Below are 22,338 nucleotides of genomic sequence, written 5' to 3'. Positions count from 1 at the left end.
CGACCCGAAGCCCTACGTCTGGACCAAGACCGCAGACGAGATCCTCGAACGCCTCGCCTCATATCTGAACAGAATTCCCGACTCAGAAGACTAGGGCCCACCTGCGAAATGCTCCGCCTGTCCGGCACGGCCACGACCGCCTTTCCCTACCGGCGCCGGCCGGCCGCGCTGGAGTCTGAATTCGCCGCCCTACAGCTGTCGGCGCCGTGGACATCGCGCCCGTCGACCACCGCCGCTCGCGCACCAGCTCCCAGCGCTCACGGGTCAGCACCTGTACGTCGCGGTGCCGACGTCAGTACGCAGGCCCCGCCGGATGTCCGCCGTCTGCTCCTGGCCGACCTCGACCTGCCGAGGGAGCGGCTCCTGGTCCGTCGTCCCCGCCTGCGGCACACGGTCTACCTGGACGAGGTGAGCTACCGGGTCGCCTCCGAGTGGACCCGTGAGCGGCACCGCCGCTGGCCCGCGTCCGCCAACCGGCACCTGCTGGTCAACCGGTGGACCGCCGTCGATCCGGACACTGCCGTGACTCCGGAGACGCTGCACAAGACCTTCCAGGGCACCGGGGTCTCGATGCAGACGGCTCGCCAGGACCGCATCCTCCACGAAGCCTTCGAGACAAAGGACCCCCTGCACCTGATCCGCCTCTTCGGGATCAGCGCCACCACCGCGATGCGCTACATCACCTCCGCACACCCTGAACGCACCGCGCACCTCCCGCGCTGAGTCGCGGCTCCGGGGTCCGGGGCCGGGCGGTTACCGGGTGACGACGGCGAAACCGCTGCACCCCGGCTGCCGGGGCGGCCGGAGAGGTGATGGAGTCGCTGCGATGACTGCTTCCGCCTCCCGGTACGGCTCCTGCATCGCATACGGCGGCGCGGACCGGTTCCCGGCTCGCGCCGTGCAGGGAGGGGTGGTCCCCGGTAGGGGCCTGCCGCCGGCTCTGCCCTGACCCGCCGACGTGCGGGCCAGGGCAGAGGACCGGCGTGCTGGGTGCTTCCGGGGTGCCTGGTGACCCGGTGCCGCGCTGTTGGCGGTTCCGGGAACTGGGCGGACGGCTACTGGGTCACGCCGTAGTAGTCGGCGAGGAACTGGGTGATCTCGTCCTTGTGGGCGCTGAGTTCGGGGAGGTGGTTGGCGAGGGCGGTGCGGGTGGCTTCCGCGAGTTCGGGCAGGGACGTGGTGGCGGACGAGACGTAGGGGTCGAGGCGTCGGATGAGTTCGTAGTTGCTCTGGACATCCACGGTGCGCATGGCCTTGGTGAGGGAGGCGGGGGCGGTGGCCGCGACGGGCGGAAGGATCCGGGAGATGAAGGTGACCCGGTGGAGGATGCGCCAGCAGGGAGGTTTGGCGTCGCTGTGCTGGGCCTGGCGGAGGGCGGAGGCGTTGGCGTCGGTGCTGCTCGCGAGCCAGGTGGGGTCGATGACTTTGTTGTAGAAGTCGTCGAAGTGGGTGGTGTCCTGGCCGAGGTAGAAGGTGAGGAAGCGGTAGGCGTCGACCTTGCCGGGGATCAGGACCGGTTTGTTGCGGGCGTCGTATTCGACGGTGCCGTCGGCCTTGTACTTCTGGAGGTCGCGGTTGGGCTTGCAGATCACTTCCAGGCTGTGGCCGCGGGTGGTCTCGTTGGAGCGGCGGCGGGTGACGGAGTAGCCGCCGCCGAGCATGGCCTCCATCTGGTAGTTGATACCGGCGCCGGAGATGGTGATGTCGAGGTCGAGCAGGCCGGTGGTCTTGTTGGTGAAGGTGTAGGAGCCGGAGACGGTCTCGTTGACGATGTCGACGGTGCCGACGGCTTCGGAGAAGAAACCGCCGTCGGCCGTCCACACATAGGTGTTGGCGATGTCGCGGTCGGCGAAGGCGCTCGCGGACTCGGTGTCCGGCCGTTGTTCCGGCGTGGCGGGGGTGATGCCGGTGAGGCTTTGAAGGAGTTTCGCGGCGCGTTCGGTGGTGGGATCGGGGTCGTCGGTGTCGGTGGAGACGCTGGCGTAGAAGTTCTGCAGTTCCTGGCTCTCGCGCTGGATCCGCCGCTTGATGGCGTATGCCTCGCGGGGTTTGAAGTAGCTGTACTCGCCGTAGCCGGTGGCGGTCGGGTACGCCTCGTCGAGGATCTTGGCGCCCTGGTCGGTGAGGCCGATTGCGCCGTCGAGGGTGCCCTGTTTGGTGTACTGGGGGTTGATGGGGAAGCTGATGATGTTCCAGTCCTTGGGGATGTCCGGGTTGGGCATCATCCGGTACGCCACCAGCGCGCCGGTGTGCGCGAGGCGCAGGGCGTAGACGTCGGCGGTCTCGGACTGGACCAGGGCGTAGCCCTTGTTGTCGGGGAGGTAGCGCTTGCCGACGGCTGTGTTGCGGATGGCGGTGGGGCTCTCCCAGTAGCCGGTGAGGGTGGCGCTGGTGTTGCGGTCGGTGGTGGTGGTCTGGGTGAGGGTGGTGTCCTTGGTCCAGGTGTTGGAGAAGTCGGTGGCGTTGGTGACGCCGCCCTTGAGTTCGACGGTGAAGATGGGGTTGGAGACGCCGAGGCCGAGGGGGGCGGTGACCGACATGGCGCCCCATTTGGCGTGGGCCTTCGCCGATGCCTTGAAGGACATGTCAACCCGGCTGTTAGCGGCGGAGCCGAGGACGGAGGTGGTCTTGTCGGCTTCCTTGAGGGCGACGCTGGAGGCGCCGGCCGGGTCGGACTTCCCGGTGAGGTTCTCCGAGGGGACGGGTGGCGCGCCTTCGATGTAGCCGATGAGCTGGGGCGCGTACTGGACCTGGCTGACCCATTCGGTGATGAGGTCGCCGATCTTGTATCCGGTGGTCAGATGCCAGACGCCGTCGGTGATGTGGGCGTAGGCGCGTTTGAGGACGCCCTGGGCCTGGCCGTCGGGGGTGTACTGGAGGTCGGCGTACTCGGTCGCCGCGGGGGGTGCGGTGATCCGTTCGTGGAAGGGGGTGCGGATGCCGGTGAGGGCGGAGCGGACGGCGGCGGTGTCGGTGGAGACCGGGGCGGTGGAGAGGATGATCCCGGGGCGGGTGGTGTCGGTGCCCACGTCGAGGTGGTTGCCGCGCGGGGAATGGTCGCGTACGGCGTCGGCGGCGGGCGTGGTGGAGTCGGAGTCGAAGGGCCAGTAGGCGATCAGGTCCTGTTTGTCGCCCTTGAGGCGGGTGAAGAGGCTGTCGAGGAGTTGCTCGGGGGTGCGGGCGGTGCGCCAGAGCCGGACCTCTTCGAGGGTTCCGGAGAAGAAGCCGCCGTAGGCGCCGGAGGTGGCGATGGCACCGAGGGTGAGCTGTTCGTCGCCCCAGGAGCCCAGCGGGCTGGTGGCGGGTGTGTCACAGGGGACGGGCCGGCCGTTGCGGTAGACGGTGAAGTGGCTGGCCTGGGGGTCCGCGTCGGTGGTCCAGGTGGCACGGCGCAGTTTCAGATCGTGGCCGCCGGCGGGGTCGGCGGTGGTGGTTCCGGTGTTCTCCTCGAAGGTCCAGCGGGCGATCAGTCCGTCGTCGCGGGGCTGGAGCGGGGCGCCGAGCTGGTCGGTGTCGCGGGCCCGGCCCCAGATCCGTATCTCACCGATGCTGCCGGTCAGATGGTGGGCGGCGGAGCCGTCGCGGGTGCGGCCGATCTCCAGCGCCCCGTCGTTGCCGCGCGGCCCGGTGCCGGTGTAGCGGTGGGTGCCGAAGGCCCGGCCGTCGACGATGAAGCTGATGTCCTGCCATTCCTCCACCTCCACCCGCTCGGTGACCTCGAAGCTCTCGTCCCGGGGCTGGCCGTCCGCGGTGACGGAGCGGAAGGTGCGGGGCTTCTTCTCCTCCTTGGTGGAGCTGCCGGCCCGGCGGACGACGGCGATCCGGTGGAATCCGGTGGTGATCGCGGCCGTGGAGGTGTAGCGGACGGTGGTGGGGCCCGGTTCCTCGAAGGCGAACTCCAGCTTGCCGCCGGGGAGCAGGGTGAGCTGGTAGGGGACGGTGCCGCCCTCGCCGTTGCCGAGGACGCCCTTGGAGATCAGGCCCTGCCTGGCGGTGGTGGAGTCGATGGAGGCGAAGACCTCGATGGTGAGGTCACCGGTGATGTCGAGGCGGTCTTCGTCCGGGGTCTCGGCCCAGGCGGAGCCGTCCAGGCGCAGTGCCCAGGACTGCTCGTACACCGCCGCGAGGTGGGCCCACTGCCTGCAAACGTAGGTCTCGCGGCTGGAGCGGACCGTGTCGCCGGCGGCGGCGTGGATCTGGTAGCCGCGCAGGGGGGAGTCGACGGCCGCCGGCCCGTTGGCGGCTGTGGCGGCCGTGGTGTTGTTCCAGGAGGTGGTGGTGCGGCCCACCGGGCCGAGGACGGCGAGGCGGGAGGCGGGGTCCCGGGAGCTGTCGAAGATCCACGATCCGGTCAGTCCGGGCTCGGGGGTGGAGATCCTGCGGTTGAGGTCGGCGGCGGTCTCGGCGGCGGAACGGGCGGTGTTCCAGGTCCGCAGCTCGGCCACCCGCCCGGCGAAGAAGTTGTACGGCCAGTTGTGGGCGGAACGGCCCAGGCTGAGATTGGTACTGCCGCTGGGGAGGCCGGTGGCGGTGCGGCGGGCCACTTCGACGCCGTCCCGGATGATGGTCTGCACCATGCTGGTGCGGTCGAAGGCGACGGCCCAGTGGTGCCAGTCGGTGTCCTGGTAGGTCGCGCTGGTGGTCAGGGTCTGCCCGGTGAAGGCGAAGGTGAAGGCACCGGTGGAGGTGAATCCGATGTTGAGGTGGGTGACATCGGCGCCGAGGACGCCTTCCGTGACGCCGGTCCTGGTGCGTTTGATCCAGCACTCGATGGTGTAGCTGCCCTGGGCGCTGGGGTCGGCCTGGCTGATGTTGATCCAGTCGTCGGTACCGTCGAAGGAGACACCGCCGGTGAGGGTCGCGGATGTCAGGGCGAGTGCGGCCTTGGTGCTGCCCCGGTGGAGCTGGAGGACCCGTGCGCCGGCGGGCGGGACGGCGCTGGGGTTGACCCATGCCTCTGCGGTCAGATCCCCCGTGGTGGTGATCTGGTCGAGCCGGGCGGCGGGCAGCGTGAGCCGTTGCGCGGTGCCGTTGAAGGCGAAGGCACGGCCCGGGGAGTCACCGCGCCAGCGGCTTCCGTGCCCGGTGGCGACGGCGGTCGCGGTCCCGTTGCCGAGAGGCTTGTCCGGCTTGTCGGCGGTGGCGGTGATCCACTGCGATCCGCCGGTCAGTACGGTGCCGGGGCGGGAGGAGACGGCCCGGGCGGGATCGTGGCGGATGACATAGACGGCTGCTGCGGCCGTGGGGGCGGCCGCCGGTGTCTGCGCGAGCCGGAGCGTGGTCGCTCCCTCGGCAGCGGCCGTGGTCACCAGGTGGATGGTGGTGCCGATCTTGATGTACGAGGGAGCGGGTACGGCCGCGGCCAGCGCGCGGGTGAGGACCACCTCGCTGCCGGAGGTCCGCTCGACGGTGCCGAGGCGGACGGGCTCCTCGGGGACGCCGTTGACGACGGCGGCCAGGTCCGCGGCACGGCGCGGCACGCCGGTGAACCGCTCCGTCTCGGTCCGGGTACCGAGAGTCCGGGTGATCGTCAGATCACACAGTCCCGCCACGGTCGTGCCGCCTGCCGTGTGGTCGGCGACCCTGATCTCCGTGCCGGACAGTCCGATGGCCGGGTCCCGGGCCGTGAAGAGTGTGGTCAGCTCACTGCCGGCCAGCCGCTGTGTGCCCCGTTGCACGGTCGCGTCGAGATAGGTGGCGAAGAACTCGGAGCCGCTGCCGCGGTAGTAGAGCGTCACCCGCCCGGCGGCGCTCTCCGTGAGGAAGGGGGTGGAGTCGGTGCGGGCGAAGGCGAGGACGGCACCGGTGGAGCTGAGTCCCTTGGTGTCGACGGCGACCAGCGGCATCGCCAGCACCCGGTCGGCCGCTCCGAGGAGTCCGCCGCTGAGCCGGGCCAGCTCCTCCCGCACGGTGCGGATCTGGGCTTCCTTGGCGGCGAGGTCGAGAGCGCAGCGGTCGATGAGGCCGGGGAGCGCCGCCACGCGGGCGGCCTTGTCCGCCATGGCCTCGCCGGGGATGATGCGCTGCTTCTCCACTCTGAGTTCGGCGAACCGGAGCATGATCTCGTCCCGCGTCACCATGCCGCTCTTGGCCAGCCAGGCCCACGCTCCGTAGTTGAAGAACTTGAAGCCGGTGTTTCTGTCTCCGTGGGTCTCCCACTGGGCGGACTGGGGAAGGGTGCTGTCGAGCCGGTGCCGGGCGAGCCGCGCGTTGTGGCCGGAGCCCGACTGATAGGACTCGACGACCATTCCGGTGGCGATATGAACCAGCGCCAACGGGACGTCGTGACCGACCCGGGGCAGCTCGGGCACGGGAACGATCTGCCACTCATCCGTCGCGCCGTCGGTGCAATGGACGAGGTGGGTTGCCATGTGCGCGATGTAGCGCGCGCTGAGATAATCGCCTGCGATGGTGCCTTTGAGTCGGATCGCCCACTTCGACAGGTCGTTCTCGGCGGCCGTGTTCGCCTGGCTGATTTCCGCCTGGAGCCTGCTCAGCTCGGCGGGCAGGGCCACGGCCTGGGCGCGGAGGGTGGTGACCTCGCCCTGCAGCTGGGTGAGCCGGGCCTCCTGTACGGCGATCTGGCCGGTGGCGTCACTCGCCGGGAGGTCGACGGAGTCCAGCGCGATGACGTCCGGCAGGTCGGCGAGCAGTCCGTCGGCACCGACGCCGAGGTCGAGAGTGGCGAGCTGGGCGGCGGCGGTCGTGTTGCCGCTGGGGCGAGTGGCGCAGGCCAGCACCACCCGGCCCTGCCGCTTCGCGGGTCTGGCGGTGCTCCCGTACCCGGCGGCCGTCTCCTCCTGCTGGTAGTAGAGGGTGGCGGAGAGCCCGGAGACGATGTCGCGGCCGGAGAAGGTGAAGCTGTCCCGGCGCACCCCGGGATGGTCGCCGACCGGTGCCTCGGAGGTCACCCAGACCGAATCAGTGGAGAGGGTGGCGTGGGCGGCGGTGTCGGTCTGGTCGTACGCCGTGGTGCCGGTGCCCTCGTCGAAGCGGTAGTAGGCGGCCAGGCCGGGCTCGTTGCCGATCAGCCGGTGGCCCCGGTCTTCCTGTATCTCGCTCTGGCCGCGCGCCCTGTTCCAGATCCGCACCTCGTCGATGATCCCGCTGAAGAACGGACCGTGCGCCTTGGCCCCGATGTGCAGGAGAGCGGTGCCGTCGCCGGAGGAGGCGAGGGGCCCGCCGCCGCTGAAGGCCCCGTCGACGTAAAGGGTCGCGGTGGTGCCGTCGAAGGAGGCGGCGACATGCGCCCAGGAGTTTGGAGGTATGTTCTGCAGCGAGGTCAGGGTGCCGCCGCTGTGGTCCAGCGCCACCTGCCCGGTGGAAGTGATCCGGAGCTGGAAGCCTCTCCTGTCCGCGTCGTTCCAGCGGGCGATCACCGGGCCGCCCGCCGCCTTCGGCTTGATCCACGCCTCCACCGCGTAGGCGCGGCCGGAGAACTTCAGCGCGGGCGCGTCCCCGAGGTTCAGGTAGTGGCTGGTGCCGTTGAACTGGATCGCGGTCTCGGCATGCCGGCCGTCGGGGACCAGCGGGACCAGCGATTTGTTGGTGAACGGGCACGTCCCGGGCTCGCGTTCGAACACGGAGCCCCGGTACTGCGCGTCGGGGCTGGTCCAGTAGCGGCTGCCCTGGGTGTTGAACAGCCCGTCGGCGGCCTGCTCCACACTGAAGCAGTCGATCCGGCCGGTGGCTCCGTTGTGGGCGAAGAACTGCCAGCGCTGCTGGGCCCGGACGGAGGTGGGCACGAGCACGGCCGCGAACCGGCCCTGGGTCAGATTCCGGATGAAGCCCAGCTCCTGCGTCGGCTCGTGGAAGGGCCTGCCGTCCATGTCAACCGAGCCCAGGCTGTCCTTCGCGGAGGCCGGCTCGGTCCGGTGCCGGCTGCGCTTGAAACGCACCTCCGACACCGGCTTCAACTGGCCGCCCACTAACAGGAACCGGTCGCACAGCAGCGTGTCCGCCACCACCGGCACCGGCGCCCCCGCCGCCTTGACCACATCGGCCCGCGCGCCGTCGCCGGTGGACCGCCCCCGGACGCCCACCGCGTACACCGCGTCCGCGTGCCCCGCCCCGACCGCCTGCCGCAGCACCACCACATGCGTGCCGTCCGAGAGAACCTGAAACGGCGCCGGGGCCGTGAGCCGGGCCGTCGTCGACAGAAATGCGTCGATCTCGTCCTGCTCCAGCACCTCCTCGGACTGGGCCTCGGTCCGGCCGCCCCTCTTCACCACCGGCATGACGGTCGCCCCCGCCACCCCGTAACCGACCTGCACGATCTCCTTCGGGAACGGCAGCGGAGCCGGATTCTCCGACCAGTACGCCGCGTCCAGCTCACCTCGCGTCTCGTCGTACGCGGACAGGTCCAGGACGGTGTAGACGATCCTCCGCTTGTCGTCCATCGCGAACGCCAGCGCGGTGCCCTGATGTCGCACCATCGTGGTGTGGGCGTACGTCCGATCGCTGTAGATCTTCAGCAGACTCTGATCAGTTGCCATCAACCATCCGTTCTCGTTGGCCCACCCGCCGGCAGGGCGGAAGGGCAGCAGGAATCGACACAGGGCACTGCAAACTCGCCGCCGAACGCGGCACAGAACCAATCAGCAGAATCCCCGGAAGCAGTGGATCACGCACCCACGCAGATCGACTATCGAACACTCAATTCAATGCGATCCGCGGCCCACCGGAATGGCCGAAACCGCATCCATGGCCGGATGAAGCTTCGCCACCGTAGACAGAGGAAGTACCGGATGACTCCTCCGTGGTGCAGAACGCCGACCAGCGCCAAGTAGAAGCAGAGAACGGACGCAAAGCGCCTTACCGCCTGCAGCCGATGGGAGGGCTGATCGAGACTGCCCAGCACCAGAGGTTGTCGGGACTGCAAAAAATCGCAGAGTGTCCGGCACGCCCATCCCTGTACCCTGGTCTCGTCACTCTCCCTCTGTCACGCGGGCCTTGTTCCGACGAAGGTGTTCGCGGAGCTGGAGGCGCGGATGACGACGTTCGTCGGTCAGAGGGAGACGGAGGACTCGCCGGACTCGCTGGATAGTGCGGTGTGGGCGTTGTGGGACCTGTGCCTGGATCCGGCGATGCCGCCTCCGCGCGGTGGCGATGGCCAACGATTGAGTGGACGGCGGTAGGAACAACACTGCCCAGGAGTGAACTTCTGCGTACCCAGCTCGATAGTGGGGTCGGACCGCCATGAGGCGACGGTCCCGGCTGTGCTCTTTCGCCCGTGAGCGAGGCGAGCGCGTCAGGCCCGAAGGTGCTCTGCATCCTCGCTGAACTGGAAGATTCAGCATTCTTCGTGCGCCGATTCACGGGGCAGCGCGGGAAGAAGCATCAGTGAGAAGCATCACGCACGTAAGAAGGAAATGCGACGCCGTATGAAGGAAACAGGCAAGAACTACCAGGCCGCATTAGTGACAGCCGCCAGCAGCGTGAAATCTGAAACGGCTGAGAATCCCCCGATGCCGGATGCGGACCTCCGTGAAGATTTCATCAACGCAGTGCGGGATGCCGAGATCCCGCAGACTTTCTGGCTGCCTTCGAGAGGGAAGCCCGACGCCTGCGGACCGATCGGTTGATGACGATCCGTCGGCTGAGGGAGGGGATGATGGTGGTGATCGGGCATATTTTCCTGCCAACGTGTATCGGTGGCGAGTGGGCGCAGAGCACACATGGGTTGGGCGGTGGTGAGAGGGTTCGTGAGTTGTAGTCTTCCTCTCGGCGTGGGGCCAATTCCCGGGAGTGGATGTGGGCCTGCGCGAGTTCGTGATTGACGCGTGGTCGAGCTTGTTCTGCAGCCCGGTGTGGAACTCGCCGATGTGGTGCGCGCTGGGCACCAGCACACCGCCCTTGGCGTACGACTTCGAGCGCATCGCCGGCCGGGTGCGCTCGCAGGCGTCGAAGTCCTGTTGGTCGACCCGGTGGAACAGCTCCACCGAACGGTCCATGTCCTTGCCGCTCTCCACCACGCGCGGCAGGTACAGCCAGTCGCACTCGACGACCGTACGGTCGGGTGCCGGCGGGTACATCCGATGGAAGATCACATGGTCGGGCACGAGGTTGATGAAGACCTGCGGCCGGACGGTGATCACGTAGGAGCGGCGGTCCTGGTCGTCGGCGACACCCGGGATGCGGTCCAGGCCCTCGGATCCGTCGACCGTGAACCCCTGGACGTCCTCACCGAACGCCGCGCCGTCACCCACGTAACACTGGGCGGCGTAGCCGTCCTCGAACTCCGGGAGCAGCTCCGTGAGTTCGGGGTGGATCGTGGCGCAGTGGTAGCACTCCATGAAGTTCTCGATGATGAGCTTCCAGTTCGCCTTCACGTCGTAGGTGATGCGGCGGCCCAGCTTCAGGTCGTCCATGCCGTAGCGCTCGATCGACTCCAGGTCGTCGAGCCGCTCGACGACCGCGCCCTGCACATCCGCCTCGAAGGACGGCAGCTCGTCGGCGAGGCACACCCACAGATAGCCGAGCCCCTCCCGCACATGGATGTTGATCAGGCCGTACTCCGTCCGCCGGGGTCGCGGGTGACCGTCAGGTGCGTGCGTTCGGTGTCGATGTCCAGACGCTGACCGGTCCCCGGTCGATGTCCGGCATCAACGTCAGGTCCTGGACGGCGACCAGCTTGCCGTCCAGGCCGTGCGACCAGGCGTGGTACGGACATTGGAAGGCGCGCTTGACCTCGCCGGACTCCTCGGTGCAGAGCTTGACGCCGGGGTGCCGACAGATGTTGAGGAAGCCCTTGACCGAACCGGACGACGGCGCGTACCTCGTGTGTCACGGTCGATCTCCTCGTCGAGAGGACGACCGAATGCGAGCTTCGGGATCTTCGGCCTGATGTTCTGGATGGTGGGAGGCCGTCGCCCGGCCTCCTGTTGGCGGACACCTCGGTGCCCTTGCCCTTCGCAGCCGCCGCGACGGTGTAGAGCTCGGTCTTCCCGTCGGCCTTGAAGAACGTCGCCTTTGTCACCAGGTCGAAGTCGGTGCCGGTGAACAGGACCTCGTCCCCCGGGGGCGAGCTTGTCGGGAGCCGCGCTCACGATGGTGGGCTTTCTCATGAGACACCTTCCTAACAGAAGCGAAAAACAGTCATGCACCATCATTAATGGGGCGGTCGTACGGGGCCGTAGGACCGCGCGTGGAAGAGGGCAAAGGGACCCGCGCGAAGGCACACGGTGTTCACTCCAGCGCGCCCGGCCGCCCCCTTCCGTGCCGACGGGTGTCCGGCGCTGGCCCTGCGGCCGGGCCGGCTCCCTCCTCTCCGCCGGGGAACACCGTGGCTTCTTCGGCGGACCTCTGGAACTGGGAGCGGGCGTGCACGCGCCTGCTCACCGTGGTGGCTGACCGCACCCAGGCCGAGAGCGGCTGGTACGGGCATTGCATGCAAGTCCTCCGATGGTTTCTCGCCTACAACGGCATCGACGAGGGCCAGGCCGAGGAGATCGTCGAGAACGCGGTCGGCGGCCGGTTCGGCAGTTGGATCGCGCCTGACGTTCCGGTGGTCGACGCGGTGAGTTCGCGGTTCGCCAGAGGCGTGGGCGGCATCAGATGACCTCCGGGTCCGGCCAATCGAAGGACAGCCTCGCCGACTGGCTGCTCATCCGGCCGGAGATCTCCTGGCCGTCCTGGCGCGGCGCATCCCCTGTCTCTGGAGCACCGGCCCGCGACGGCTTCCGGAGTTTCTTCATGGCAACGCGAGGTGGACGTGACAGCGGGGGAACCGCGCGGGTTCTGACCGCCCTTGACGTGGCCTTTGCCGACGCGGAGCAGGGCAGGCCGCTGGCCTTCGCCCTGATGGCGAAGTGGCAGCGGGCCGTGTCGGCCCACGACCTCGTCGGTTTCCGCACGATGCCGGCCTTCGCGAAGGGCGGACGGAAGCGCTACGGTCTTGCACCCGATACGCAGGCGCTGTTCGAGCACTGTCTGTCCGAGAGCGTTGAACCGAATCTGCCCCTCCCCTCACGTGCTGTCCGGGCCTACCTCGACGTCCTCTTCTTCCATCCGTTCGAGGACGGCAATGCCCGCGCGGCCATGCTGGCGTTGGCCTTCGTCCTTGCACGCGAAGGCGTCCTCCTCGACCACGTTCACCCGCTGCAGACCACCCGCTGGGCCGACGACGCCGAAGGCTCGGCCGATCTGGCAAGGTTGCTCGGAGTCCTGATCACCGCTGCGGAGCGGCGTCCGTCCCACGGGAGGCAGTCATGAACGAACGCGACGTCCTGCTCAACGAGCTCGCACAGGGGCTGCGCCCGATGTCAGAGGGCATCGAATGGTTCGACAGCCTCAGCCAGGAAAAGCAGTCCGAGGCGCTGCTGTTCCTGCGCCATCACTGCGTCCAGGCGCGCGCTGTCGCCGAGGACGCGCAGGAGGCCATCCGCCGTGCCGGGCTGCGCCTGACCCATACGCCCGCAGTGCTGATCTCGCGAGGCCGGATCGACGAGCAGCTGGGGAAGATTGCCGGTCTCGCCCCCCTCGACGAACGCCGTAAGGCTTTCAGGCTGCTGATCGCGGTGCTCACGATTGCCGATGCGCGACGCCGTGAGGGCTTCTGCTCCGACGGCTGCAGTCACTGGTGGCACAGATTGTCCGTCGCCTGAAACCCGAATGCCGCGGCTCTGAAGGCACTTCACGCCTGAGCGTTCCTGAGGAATGGATCAGTCCTACCAGGACTCCCATCGTTTCCCACGACGACGGTGGCTGTGGATGATGGTGCGGTGACGAGCATCAGGGACGACCACGTGAAGGTCCACTTCCGCCTGGAGGTAGACGAGGACGGCTGGCCGCCGGCGAGCGTGGAGAGTTTGTGGGCGGTGGACCTCGGCGACGGAACCGTTCGGTTGGACAACACTCCCTGGTTCGTACGCCGAGTCGCCAGCGACGACATCATCCGGGTGGAGCTCGATGATGAAGGCGTCCGCTGGGCTGGCGAGACGGTGCAGGCTTCAGAGAACTGCACCATCCGGTTGATCGTCATGAAGGACGGCGGCTCAGCTGCCGCTCGGCAGACCGTGCTGGAGACCTTTCACCGGCTCGGCACGACCGGCGAGGGCATCGAGCAGTTCCGGATGGTGGCGCTCGATGTGCCACCGGATGCGGACCTGCCTCGGATTCGGAAGCTCTTGGAACATGGAGAGGCCAAGGGGTGGTGGCACTGGGAGGAAGGGTGTGTCACCGCCATGTGGCAGGCCACGGCAGCTGCGTGACTGCCATAGAGGCTCACGCCTCTCCTCGTGCAGAGGCAAGGAGGAAAACGCTATGACCACCTTTCACTGCGTCAGCTGTCAGCAGCTCCTGACAAGGGAGGTGGCTCCGGGGGAACCGCTGAGGGGGCCGGAGCGGCCGGTGGGCCATGAGGTCGTCTCGCCCCGGATGGCCCCGGGGACCTTCAAGGTCAATTTCGACGCCAGTCTGCTGATCTTTCACCCGGATGACGTTCCGGGGACTGCGCTGCACCCCGATTCTCGACGTCTCGTTGGCCGCTGCGGACTCGCCGGCCAGGACGGCCCCAACCTTGTGTGCAGCGGCTGCGGTGTCGAGGTCGCGACCAAGGAGTCTGACTGCTGGACCGACAATCTCGTGGCGTTGATCGCCTCCGCCGTCACGGAGAGTGTGTCCTCGCGCCTCAGCCTTTAGCGATGGGAGCGGAGCATGCGGTCGCGGTACTGCTGGAAGCGGTACCATCCGGAGGTTTCTAGTGGAATGATCAGGTCTCCTTCGGCGCAGTCCAGAACCTTGCAGCGTAGGGCTCCTGCGAGGCGGAAGACAGGGGTGAGGACGTCGTCGCCGCCTCCGCGAATGTGGAGCATGATCGAGTCGACTGGGTCTTCTGTGCCGATGTTGAGCTCCATGGACCAGGTGGGGCCGAGGAGTTCACCCCAGGTGGGGTCGGAAAGGTCGGTTTCGGGGATGGCCTGGGTGATGGCTGCGAGGACGTCGTGCTGGCTGCCGAGCGGGGCGGGGGCGTAGTCGTCAGAGATCTGCTGCACCGAGGTGACGTCATTGGGCAGGCGGAAGAGGAGCACGTCCCAGCTCATGGTGACCTTTCGGGGATAACTTGTAGGGTGCGGTGGTTCAGATCAGGCTGAGCTGTTCGCCGGGAGGCTGTGGCGTGAGCGCGTTCCGTAGGATACGGATGTGCGTGAGCCAGGGACCGCCATTCGATTCATCCCAGAGGTCCATCAGCTCGGACGGCTCGGTCATGACGCGGTCGAGGGCCTGGAGGGCGAGGTCGCGCAGGCCGGTGAGGTCGGGAAGTGGCTCTTCGGGACCGGCGACGGGATCGGTCGGCTCACCCTCGGGGCACTGCGCGGCAACGAGGGCCGCTGCGGCGAGGGCTTCTTCGGATTCGGGTGCTTCGAGGTAGCCGGCTGTGTCGATCACGCGTGTGAGGGTGCCGAGGATGATGCCCGCGCGCGCATCCGCAGCTGCCTCGTCGAGGGTGTAGCTGAAGTCCGCTGCGGTGTCGTTGTCGAAGGGGCCGACATCCCAAGTGCCCATGTCGCCCTCCTGCATCGTGGCCGGTTCCGGGCATCCTGACAGCAGCCACTGACATTGAGCCCTGCCTGAACGGGGACAGGGGTGATCCCTGTGACTGGGCGAGATAGTTGTCACCTGGGCGCGATACCTGTCACTGGGGGATGCCCTGGTCGATCTGGTGCGCAAGGTCCTCTGAGTATGCCTGTAGAAGCTCGATGAGCTGTCGGCCGACGTGGTGGACGCGTGTGTCGCCGATGAAGACTTTCCAGGTTGAATGCTGGCGTCGCTGTTTGATTGCTGAGGCGTACTTGTTCATCTGCGGAGCGAGCGTCTTTCGCCCCTGTGTCACGTAGTCCAGATCATCACCGAGTCGAGGATGCGCTCGGCTTCGGTCGTGAACAGCTCGCGCTTGGCAGGTGAGAGCCTGCTCTCCTGATTGAGGGTCTTGCTCGTCAGGGTGGTCCAGATCGGCTTCGGGATCAGCCAGTCTTGGAGTGTCTCCCGGCGGTGCCGGTAATCGATGAGCCCCGCTTCCCGGAGCCGGTCAGGGATATTGAGGAGAGTCTTGTCGAGCCAGTCGAGTCCTTTCTGCTCGGCTGCTCGAAGGGCCAGCCCTCCCTGCGCGGAGATGCGGTGGTCCTGCGGGGTGTATGTGGGCAGGCCAAGGAAGTAGGCGGCATCGCCCAGTGAACCTCCACGCATCGTCTGCACGAGTCGGCAGACTGCGAGGTGGTTGCGCTCGCCGGGGGATAGCGAGAGTTCGCCCAGAAGTTCTTCAACCCATTCGGCGGGCAAGACCTGAGGAACATGCTGAGGCCCGCATTCTGACCGGGTGATCGGGCGGGGCCGGGTGCGGGCCCCGATGAATGTGTAGGGCATCGTGAGCGCGATGACCAGCTCCCGCAGACCGGGCGAGCAGCTCTGCGCGTACTTCCTGGAGAACGCGCTGCCGCAGCCCCATCGGCCGTTCACGGATGCGTTGTCACCGGGGAGGAGTTGCCGCAGAAGCGATCTGCGCTCGTCGGTGTCGTACTGGGTGAGGACGGAGTCTGCGATGGTCAACAGACACGCGCTGACGGCTGGATCGGCCGGCCGGACGACGTCGGCCCGGAACGTCGTGAAGTAGTCGGGTCTCCGGTTGGTCGTCGGGCGTGTCGTTGTGTTCGGACGCATGGTTGGGCTGCGGTCGTCGAGGGCCATGGCCAGCTCTTCGGACGGAGCGAGTGTTCGTGCCTGGGGCCGCATGGCCACCGCCCACGCCGCCGCCGGCGACATCAGCGCCTTCCGCGACGCCACCGACCGCTGCCGGACCCTCCTGGAACACCGCCGCGACGACGACCCTCCCTCCCTGTACTACTTCACCCCGAACAGGTCTCCGCCGAGGCCGGCCACGCCCTCGTCGAACTCGCCGCCACCAACCCCGCCCACACCAGGCGCCTGCTCGCCGAGGCGACCACACTCCTGTCCCCCCTCACCGACCACGGCCCCACCAGCGGATTCCCCCGCTCCGCCCTCCTGCACGGCATCCACCTCGCGCACGCCCACCTCATCGCCCGCGACCCCGACGCCACCGCAGCCACCCTCCTGCAGCTCGCCGACCGGGTACCCGACGTGGAGTCCATCCGCTGCCGCAACCTCCTGCGCCGGATCCGCTGCTCCGCCGGCGCCCGCATGCGCGCGCCGGACGGCGCCCCTTCGCTCACCGCCGTCGACAGGGCACTATCGACTACATGACCTTCGTGCCCACCGCCTCCGACGCCCCGGCCGCGATACGCCTGACGCCCTCCGTGAACGCCGCGCCCTACGACCACCCGGACGCGCGCCGCCTGACCCAGGCCCTCCGCGCCGAACAGCACACGTTGTACGGCTTCGCCGACGACCCGGACGCCACCCCCGAGGCGGACTTCGACCCGCCCGCCGGCATGTTCCTCATCGCCCCCATCGGCGACGATGCGGTCGGGTGCGGGGGCGTACGCCTTCTCGACGAGCACACCGCGGAGATCAAACGCATGTATGTCTCCGGCGTCGCCCGCGGCCACGGAATCGGCCGGTACCTCCTCGAACACCTCGAACAGCACGCTGCCAGCCGTGGGGCAACGCGGATCATGCTGGAGACCGGGCGGCGCAACTCGGCCGCCCTGGCCCTCTACCACCGCGCCGGTTACCTGCTCTGTCCCTCCTACGTCGCCGGACGCGACCCCCGAGTCAACCGGGCCATGACCAAGGCACTCGGCAGCAGCTCACCGCCATAGCCGGAGGTCCGCCCCGTCCGGCGCCGGCCTCCTGCCAAGGAGGGTGAAGTACTCCGTCGCGATGATCGACTCCCGCTCCGCTGCGGGAAGCCGGGACAGGATTCCGGGAAGGGGCAGCTCCCGCGCCGCTTCACTGCGGTGCGCCAGGATCGCGGCCAACTTCCGGTCCGTGCAGTCGCTCACGTCGACCGTCTCGGTGACGTGCTCGTCCGCAACGCTGAGCACCTTCTTGCCGACCCGCGTCAACAGCACACCCAGTTCGCCCACCCCCGAATCCGGGTGCGTCGCGGCGTACAGGGCATCGGGCTGCCACGGGGCCCCGGCCTGCGGGTAGAGGTGCTCCAGGCCCGCAGCGTGGAACGCCAGCAGGGTCGCCTGGTGGGTGCGGAGGTGGTCCGGATGGCCGGTCAGCTGGCCGTAGGCGTCGTGGGTGACGACGACTTGTGGCCGTACGGCGCGGATGTGTTCGACGATCAGCCCAGCCACCTCCTCCAGCGGGGTGTCGCAGAGCCGGGGCCGGTTGGGCGCGGAGTCGGGGATGCGGGCGTCGGCGAATCCCAGCATGCGCGGCGTGCCCGCTCCCAGGATGTCCAGGGCGTCGGCGAGTTCACCGGCCCGGTGGCTGTCGGGCGCCCAGGTGGCGGTGACCACGGCGGTCGCGGCGCCCGCGGCGGCGTGCTGCGCGAGGATGCCGCCGGCCAGGAGGGACTCGTCGTCCGGATGGCCGAAGACGCCCAGCAGGGAAGGCCGGGGCGCGGAAGAGGACGGTGGCACGGGTAAGGCCCTTTCTGTCGGACGCGGTCGTGGGCGTGGTCGGTGGCGGCCTACCGGCCGGGGGAGGCGTACGGCTGGAAGTGGGCGGGCGGGTGATCGAGCGGGAGGGTGGCGTCCCAGGCGGTCAGGCACTGGGCGCTGGGAACGAACAGCGGCTGGGGGAGCGCGGTAAGAGGCCAGAACCGCCAGGACCCGATGGCCTCCTCTCGTTGCTGGGGAATGCCGGACCAGCGGGTGACCAGGACGGGCACCGTCAGCCGTACGACGTCGCCCACCCGGTCCAGGAGCGTGCCCAGCACCTGTACGCCGTCGGGCTCGGCCACGAGACCGGCTTCCTCGTGGAGCTCGCGGACGGCGGCCTCGGCGAAGGTCTCGCCCGGTTCGACGGTCCCGCCGGCGAGCTCCCAAGTACGACGCCGGTGTTGGCCGAGCAGGATGCCGTCAGGGCCGTGCACGATCACGCCGACTCCGAGGGCGGTGTTCGGCGGAGGAGGTGCACTGGTGCAGGGGCGGCTGGGCACGCGTTCCGGACGGCGGGCCGCATACAGCCGGTAGGAGACCACGTTGTCCGCCGTCGGGGAGTCGATCGCCATGACCGTTTCCAGGGTGAGGCCGTGCTGGACCAGGAGGTCTTCCCACAGCTGCACGCTGAGGACCCACATGTTCACCGGGTGGTCCTCGGTCGTGCCGGGCAGCCGCAGGATCTCGGGGCGCGGGGTCACCTCGGTTGAGGGCCCGGCGCCGCCCGAGTTGGTGTGCAGCGCGGAGAAGACCAGGCGTCCGCCCGGTTTGAGCCCGTTGGCCAGGGCGGGCACCAGCCGGCCCGGGTCCAGGTACGGCACGGAGCCGACGGAGTAGATCAGGTCGTACGGGTCGGCAGCACGCAGGTGGGCTACCGCGTCGGCGCACACCAGGCGCAGGCCGGGGTGGTCCGGGTAGCGGGTGAGGGCGCGCTGGTGCTGGGCGGGTGAGGCGTCGACGGCGGTGACTTCGGCGCCCAGGGCGGCCAGGTGCGCGGCGTGCCGGCTGAGGCCGCTGCCGAGGTCGAGGACCCGTAGTCCCGCCACCTTGCCGAGGACGCTGATGCCGGGGCTGGTCTCCGGGATTCCCCAGTCCCACCGGTCTAGCTCGGGCAGCTGAAGTCCTCTGGTGATCTGGTGGGTGCCGTAGGTGTTCCAGATGTCGAGGGTGTCCTTCTCGGTGGTCACCGAGTCCTCCAGCGGAAAGGGGTGAGTGGGAGTCAGGGGCGCAGGGCGTAGCAGCGGAGCACGTCAAGGTCGGCGGCCTGGGCAGCGGACCAGCCGGCGGTGAGGATTTCGGCCTCGGCGGGGCTGATCCCGAGACCGTGGAGGGGGTCGGTGTCCTCGCGGCGGCCGGCGATCTCGGTGACCACCCAGAACGTCCCGCCGGGGACAAGGAGGTGGCGGACGCGGTTGAGGAAGGCCGCCTTGTCGTCCATCCACCGGTAGACCAGGCGGCAGGTGATGACCGCGTATGCGGGCTGCGGCAGCGCCGTGAGGTCGCTGGTGGTGATGTCGCCGCACCGCCACACGGGACCGGGGACGGGGCCGTCGTCGTGGGCGGCGGCGAGTGCGATGGCGCTGGGGGAGAGGTCGATGCCGGTGGTGCGGTATCCGAGCTCGTGGTGAAGGTGGCGGGCCAGGGTGCCGTCGCCGCAGCCGAGGTCGAGGGCGGGGCGGCCGCGGCCGGGGCCGAGGTGTTCGGCCATCAACTGGGTTTCGGGGCAGTCGAGTTGCCGGTAGCGACGGCCGCCCGCCCAGAGCGGTTCCCAGTACGCGGCGGTCGAGGTCGTCGTCATGAGGCTCCTTCACGGGCTGGCGGCACGGCGGTGCGCGCGGGCGGGACGGGCATGTCCCGCAGGGCGCGGACAGGGGAGGCGAGCAGAAGGATCACGGGGAGAATCTGGAGGACCGCTCCGACGGTGAGGGTGCCGCGGACGCCGAGGAAGAGGGCCAAGGCGCCGGCGGGCGCGGCGGCGAGGGGCCGGGCTCCGGCGGTCACCGTGGTGCTCGCGGCCTGCATGCGGCCCTGGAAGCGGGGCTCGCACAGGATCTGTCTCAGGGACTTCTTCGCGTTGCGCGTGTCTCATGAGACTGTCTGCTCCCGCCGATCGGTTTCCAGTGCGGTCTTGAGGATGGCCTGACACAAGACCACTGGCGACACCAAAACCACCTACGCCTACCCCTCGGTCAGCGCTACCGGCACTGGCCAGCCCCACACCCTGACCTCCGTCACCGTGGGCAGCGGGCCAGCCAAGGACTACACCTACGACGAACAGGGCAACACCACCAAGCGCTACGGCCCCACAGGCACTGCCCAAAGCCTTGAATGGGACATCGAAGGGGAACTCTCCCTCCTCACCGAGGGAACCAAGACCACCGAGTACCTCTACGACGCAGGCGGCGACCTCCTCATCCGCCGCGGCCCCGACAGGACCGTCCTGTACCTGGCCGGCCAGGAACTCCACTACAACAGCACCACCAAAAAGTTCACCGCCCAGCGCTACTACCCGGCCGGAGACGCCACCGCCGTCCGCACTGAGACCAGCCTGTCCTGGATGGTCGACGATCACCACGGCACCGCCTCCATGACTGTGGACGCCACCACCCAGGCCGTCACCCGCCGCTACACCAAGCCCTTCGGTGAAACCCGCGGTACCGCACCGTCAGCCTGGCCAGACGATAAGGGCTTCCTCGGCAAACCTGCCGACCCCGGCACCGGCCTCACCCATGTCTCAGCTCGCGAGTACGACCCGGCCCTCGGACGCTTCCTGTCCGTCGATCCCATCCTCGCCCCCGAAGACCACGAATCCCTCAACGGCTATGCCTACGCCAACAACACCCCCGTCACCAAGTCAGACCCCACCGGCCTACGGCCGGTCACGGACTGCGAGCGCGGCTGCAACACACCCGGCGGCGGCAGGTACCACTCCTACATGACACCGGGCCCCAACGGAACCTGGGTCTACCACTCCACTCAGACCTACGCCCAGCCAGCCTCCTACCAGAAGTCAAACGGCAGCACTGGCAGTGGCGCCATGACTGTCACGGTGACCACCAGGGCTGGCGTGAGCGCGGTACAGATCGTCTTCAAGAAGGGGCCCGACCCGAAGCCCGCACGCAAGGACGGATCCGACTGCAAGTCCTGCTATGCCATGGGCGCAAACCCCCACTATGACCCCACGGCAAGCGACCTCCCTGACAGACCCAAACTTGCGACCTGGCAGAAGGTCCTGCTCGGCGTTGTGACTGTTGTGGGGCTGGGCGTAGCCGTCGCCCCACTGGCCGCACTGGCATGGGCAGGATGCCTGGCAACAGCACCAGTCTGCGCCGCGACAATCGCAGAAACAGCCACCGGCGGAGCATCGGGAGGAAGCGCAGTAGTCGGAGTTGCAACAGTAGGCTCCACCAGCGGAACCGTCTCCAGAGGGGCCCAAAGAGCACTCCTGGGCCTCGAACGGGAGGAGGTTGTAGCTAAAATGATCGGAGGGACACTCGCCAAGGGTCCAAATGGTCAAGATATCAAGAAGAGTATGCCCAACGTCGGATCCACTGGCCTGGACGTTTTTGGGCCGAACGGCGAGTTCGTCTTCGTGGGCGGCCCGAACAAGGCGCGCAATCCAGCCGATTTCGGCAAGAAGCTAAGGATTAGCAAATATGTGGCAGATCAGGAAGGTGTACCCGCATGGTACTTCTTGACTGACGACACACCAGGACGAGCCATCGACCAGCGCGCAAGGTGTTCGGCGATGATAATGTCCACACCTTCAAGATGCCGGAGTAGAAGAATGGGAGACGGATTCATCCGATGGTATCGAGAGTCTGGGAAGATCCAGATCTTCTCCGACCAAGTTGCCAGCTTTGGTGAACACGGCGTCAGAATCAGCCATCCAGTAACTGGCAGCGCGACGGTAATCAATGTTGATGGGGACGACATCCCCATCAACGCTGAGAAGCTCGCGTGGTTGATTGGCCTGAGAACCTCGACCATAACTACTAATTGGTGGATCTCGTCCGACATCAACGTGGTGTGCGAGTATTCGTACGAGCCTTTGGGTTGCCAGATTCAGACCTTCTGGCTGGACGGTCTAACTCTCGAAGAGTCGGAAATCATTAAATCTGCCGTGCTGGCAGCAGTTAATGAAGTGTCTACACCGACCCGCGCGCTGATCTTCGATGACCAGGGAATAACAGCACATGAGGGCTGGGACTCACCGGTTCTGTACAAGGGCATCAAATTTCCAGGCGCTGTGGACGAGTTGTTCCTGAGTCCGGCAGTTGCGGATCGGATTACCTCCGGTTCAAGGGACCTTGAGGGTGAGATGGTGACACGCAATCTCATCCGGGTCATCGTGATCTAATGGCTCTGCTTACGTTTCAGCCCCCATAGCTGGGTTGCGAAAGCGGCCGTGGACAGTCACACCGGCCCAAGCTGTCGGTGTGACTGCTCCGTCAGGCCCAGCCGATCTGGGTTTCGTTCGGCGGGCCCTAAGCTTGTCCTACCTTCCAAGCGCGGGTCTGAGTCGATCATTCGTAAGATCGGCGGGCCCGGGGGTTCGGGTATGGCTGTGAGCTTGTCGCCGTTGGATGGCTCAAAGAACTTGGCCACCCGGAGCCCAGGGTCTTTGAGAAGTGCCGAGGTGGGCGGGTTCGCTTGCTGAGCACCGGTTGTGACGGCTTGTCGACTTCTGTCTGTGGGTGACCCTGGACGCGGAACAGGCATGGCCGCTGGTGATCATGTGGGTGTCGAGTCCGTATGAGCACCGAGCGAGTCCATGCCTGCACACCCATCTTCCCGCATGCCGTCA

17 protein-coding genes and 1 pseudogene are annotated in these 22,338 nt (G+C 67.7%); 8 read left to right on the top strand and 10 right to left on the bottom strand.

The features are described 5' to 3' along the window. Window positions 1-108 precede the first annotated feature (108 nt). Complete coding sequence (locus tag ACIQNG_RS38490; RefSeq protein WP_401491800.1) at window positions 109-723, top strand: hypothetical protein; 615 nt, start codon at window positions 109-111, stop codon at window positions 721-723. A gap of 332 nt (window positions 724-1,055) precedes the next feature. Here ACIQNG_RS38490 and ACIQNG_RS38485 read toward each other — a convergent pair whose 3' ends face one another. Together ACIQNG_RS38485 and ACIQNG_RS38480 are read right to left on the bottom strand one after the other, a co-directional pair. After that, a complete protein-coding gene (locus tag ACIQNG_RS38485) occupies window positions 1,056-8,495 on the bottom strand; it encodes a LamG-like jellyroll fold domain-containing protein (RefSeq protein ID WP_401491798.1) in 7,440 nt (2,479 codons plus the stop codon). 1,293 nt (window positions 8,496-9,788) lie between these two features. Beyond that, window positions 9,789-10,740, bottom strand: a pseudogene (locus ACIQNG_RS38480) (SRPBCC family protein); the annotation flags it as partial. Between the two features lie 544 nt (window positions 10,741-11,284). Between ACIQNG_RS38480 and ACIQNG_RS38475 the strand changes: the two are divergent. The 5 genes from ACIQNG_RS38475 (at window position 11,285) to ACIQNG_RS38455 (ending at window position 13,641) form a co-directional block, all read left to right on the top strand. Continuing rightward, a complete protein-coding gene (locus tag ACIQNG_RS38475) occupies window positions 11,285-11,560 on the top strand; it encodes a hypothetical protein (protein ID WP_401491796.1) in 276 nt (91 codons plus the stop codon). Beyond that, window positions 11,557-12,213: a hypothetical protein gene (locus ACIQNG_RS38470; RefSeq protein ID WP_401491795.1), complete on the top strand. Its 657-nt coding sequence runs from the start codon at window positions 11,557-11,559 to the stop codon at window positions 12,211-12,213. The genes ACIQNG_RS38475 and ACIQNG_RS38470 overlap by 4 nt, the downstream gene beginning before the upstream one ends. Further along, window positions 12,210-12,605 (top strand): DUF5958 family protein, encoded by a 396-nt coding sequence (locus ACIQNG_RS38465; protein WP_401491793.1) that lies wholly within the window; start codon window positions 12,210-12,212, stop codon window positions 12,603-12,605. Before ACIQNG_RS38470 ends, ACIQNG_RS38465 begins: the two co-directional genes overlap by 4 nt. A gap of 117 nt (window positions 12,606-12,722) precedes the next feature. After that, window positions 12,723-13,211 (top strand): DUF4265 domain-containing protein, encoded by a 489-nt coding sequence (locus tag ACIQNG_RS38460; protein ID WP_401491791.1) that lies wholly within the window; start codon window positions 12,723-12,725, stop codon window positions 13,209-13,211. A 52-nt stretch (window positions 13,212-13,263) separates the two neighbouring features. Then, on the top strand, window positions 13,264-13,641 hold the full coding sequence (locus tag ACIQNG_RS38455) for a hypothetical protein (RefSeq protein WP_401491789.1): 378 nt from the start codon (window positions 13,264-13,266) through the stop codon (window positions 13,639-13,641). Here the strand turns inward: ACIQNG_RS38455 and ACIQNG_RS38450 are convergent. The 4 genes from ACIQNG_RS38450 to ACIQNG_RS38435 form a co-directional block, all read right to left on the bottom strand. Continuing rightward, entirely contained in the window at window positions 13,638-14,042 is a 405-nt protein-coding gene (locus tag ACIQNG_RS38450) for a hypothetical protein (protein ID WP_401441545.1), read from the bottom strand. The two genes, ACIQNG_RS38455 and ACIQNG_RS38450, sit on opposite strands and share 4 nt — an antisense overlap. Window positions 14,043-14,079: 37 nt before the next feature. Further along, the gene (locus ACIQNG_RS38445; RefSeq protein ID WP_401491787.1) at window positions 14,080-14,505 is read right to left on the bottom strand and encodes a DUF4259 domain-containing protein; all 426 of its coding nucleotides are present in this window, start codon (window positions 14,503-14,505) and stop codon (window positions 14,080-14,082) included. A gap of 130 nt (window positions 14,506-14,635) precedes the next feature. Continuing rightward, window positions 14,636-14,800 (bottom strand): hypothetical protein, encoded by a 165-nt coding sequence (locus tag ACIQNG_RS38440; RefSeq protein WP_401491785.1) that lies wholly within the window; start codon window positions 14,798-14,800, stop codon window positions 14,636-14,638. A 29-nt stretch (window positions 14,801-14,829) separates the two neighbouring features. Continuing rightward, on the bottom strand, window positions 14,830-15,684 hold the full coding sequence (locus tag ACIQNG_RS38435) for a hypothetical protein (protein ID WP_401491783.1): 855 nt from the start codon (window positions 15,682-15,684) through the stop codon (window positions 14,830-14,832). A gap of 530 nt (window positions 15,685-16,214) precedes the next feature. Here ACIQNG_RS38435 and ACIQNG_RS38430 point away from each other — a divergent pair. Beyond that, window positions 16,215-16,736 (top strand): GNAT family N-acetyltransferase, encoded by a 522-nt coding sequence (locus ACIQNG_RS38430; protein ID WP_401491782.1) that lies wholly within the window; start codon window positions 16,215-16,217, stop codon window positions 16,734-16,736. On the opposite strand, the gene ACIQNG_RS38425 is transcribed toward ACIQNG_RS38430, so the two are convergent. Genes ACIQNG_RS38425 through ACIQNG_RS38410 form a run of 4 tightly spaced genes read right to left on the bottom strand, consistent with a single transcriptional unit; the run spans window position 16,725 to window position 19,553 of the window. Continuing rightward, window positions 16,725-17,510 carry a PIG-L deacetylase family protein gene (locus tag ACIQNG_RS38425; RefSeq protein WP_401491780.1) on the bottom strand — a complete coding sequence of 262 codons (786 nt, stop codon included), beginning with the start codon at window positions 17,508-17,510 and terminating at the stop codon, window positions 16,725-16,727. The genes ACIQNG_RS38430 and ACIQNG_RS38425 overlap by 12 nt on opposite strands. A gap of 50 nt (window positions 17,511-17,560) precedes the next feature. Next, entirely contained in the window at window positions 17,561-18,718 is a 1,158-nt protein-coding gene (locus tag ACIQNG_RS38420; RefSeq protein WP_401491778.1) for a bifunctional class I SAM-dependent methyltransferase/NUDIX hydrolase, read from the bottom strand. A gap of 32 nt (window positions 18,719-18,750) precedes the next feature. Then, window positions 18,751-19,329, bottom strand: coding sequence for a class I SAM-dependent methyltransferase (locus ACIQNG_RS38415; RefSeq protein ID WP_401491776.1), 579 nt, complete (start codon window positions 19,327-19,329; stop codon window positions 18,751-18,753). Beyond that, entirely contained in the window at window positions 19,326-19,553 is a 228-nt protein-coding gene (locus ACIQNG_RS38410; protein WP_401491774.1) for a hypothetical protein, read from the bottom strand. Before ACIQNG_RS38410 ends, ACIQNG_RS38415 begins: the two co-directional genes overlap by 4 nt. Before the next feature lie 214 nt (window positions 19,554-19,767). Between ACIQNG_RS38410 and ACIQNG_RS38405 the strand changes: the two genes are divergently transcribed. Then, entirely contained in the window at window positions 19,768-21,891 is a 2,124-nt protein-coding gene (locus ACIQNG_RS38405; RefSeq protein ID WP_401491772.1) for an RHS repeat domain-containing protein, read from the top strand. Window positions 21,892-22,338: the final 447 nt, after the last annotated feature.

This window comes from Streptomyces sp. NPDC091377, assembly GCF_044757045.1.
Classification (GTDB): Bacteria; Actinomycetota; Actinomycetes; order Streptomycetales; family Streptomycetaceae; genus Streptomyces.
The sequence above is the reverse complement of the archived record's forward strand: the minus strand, read 5'-3'. Positions and strand labels throughout refer to the sequence as shown.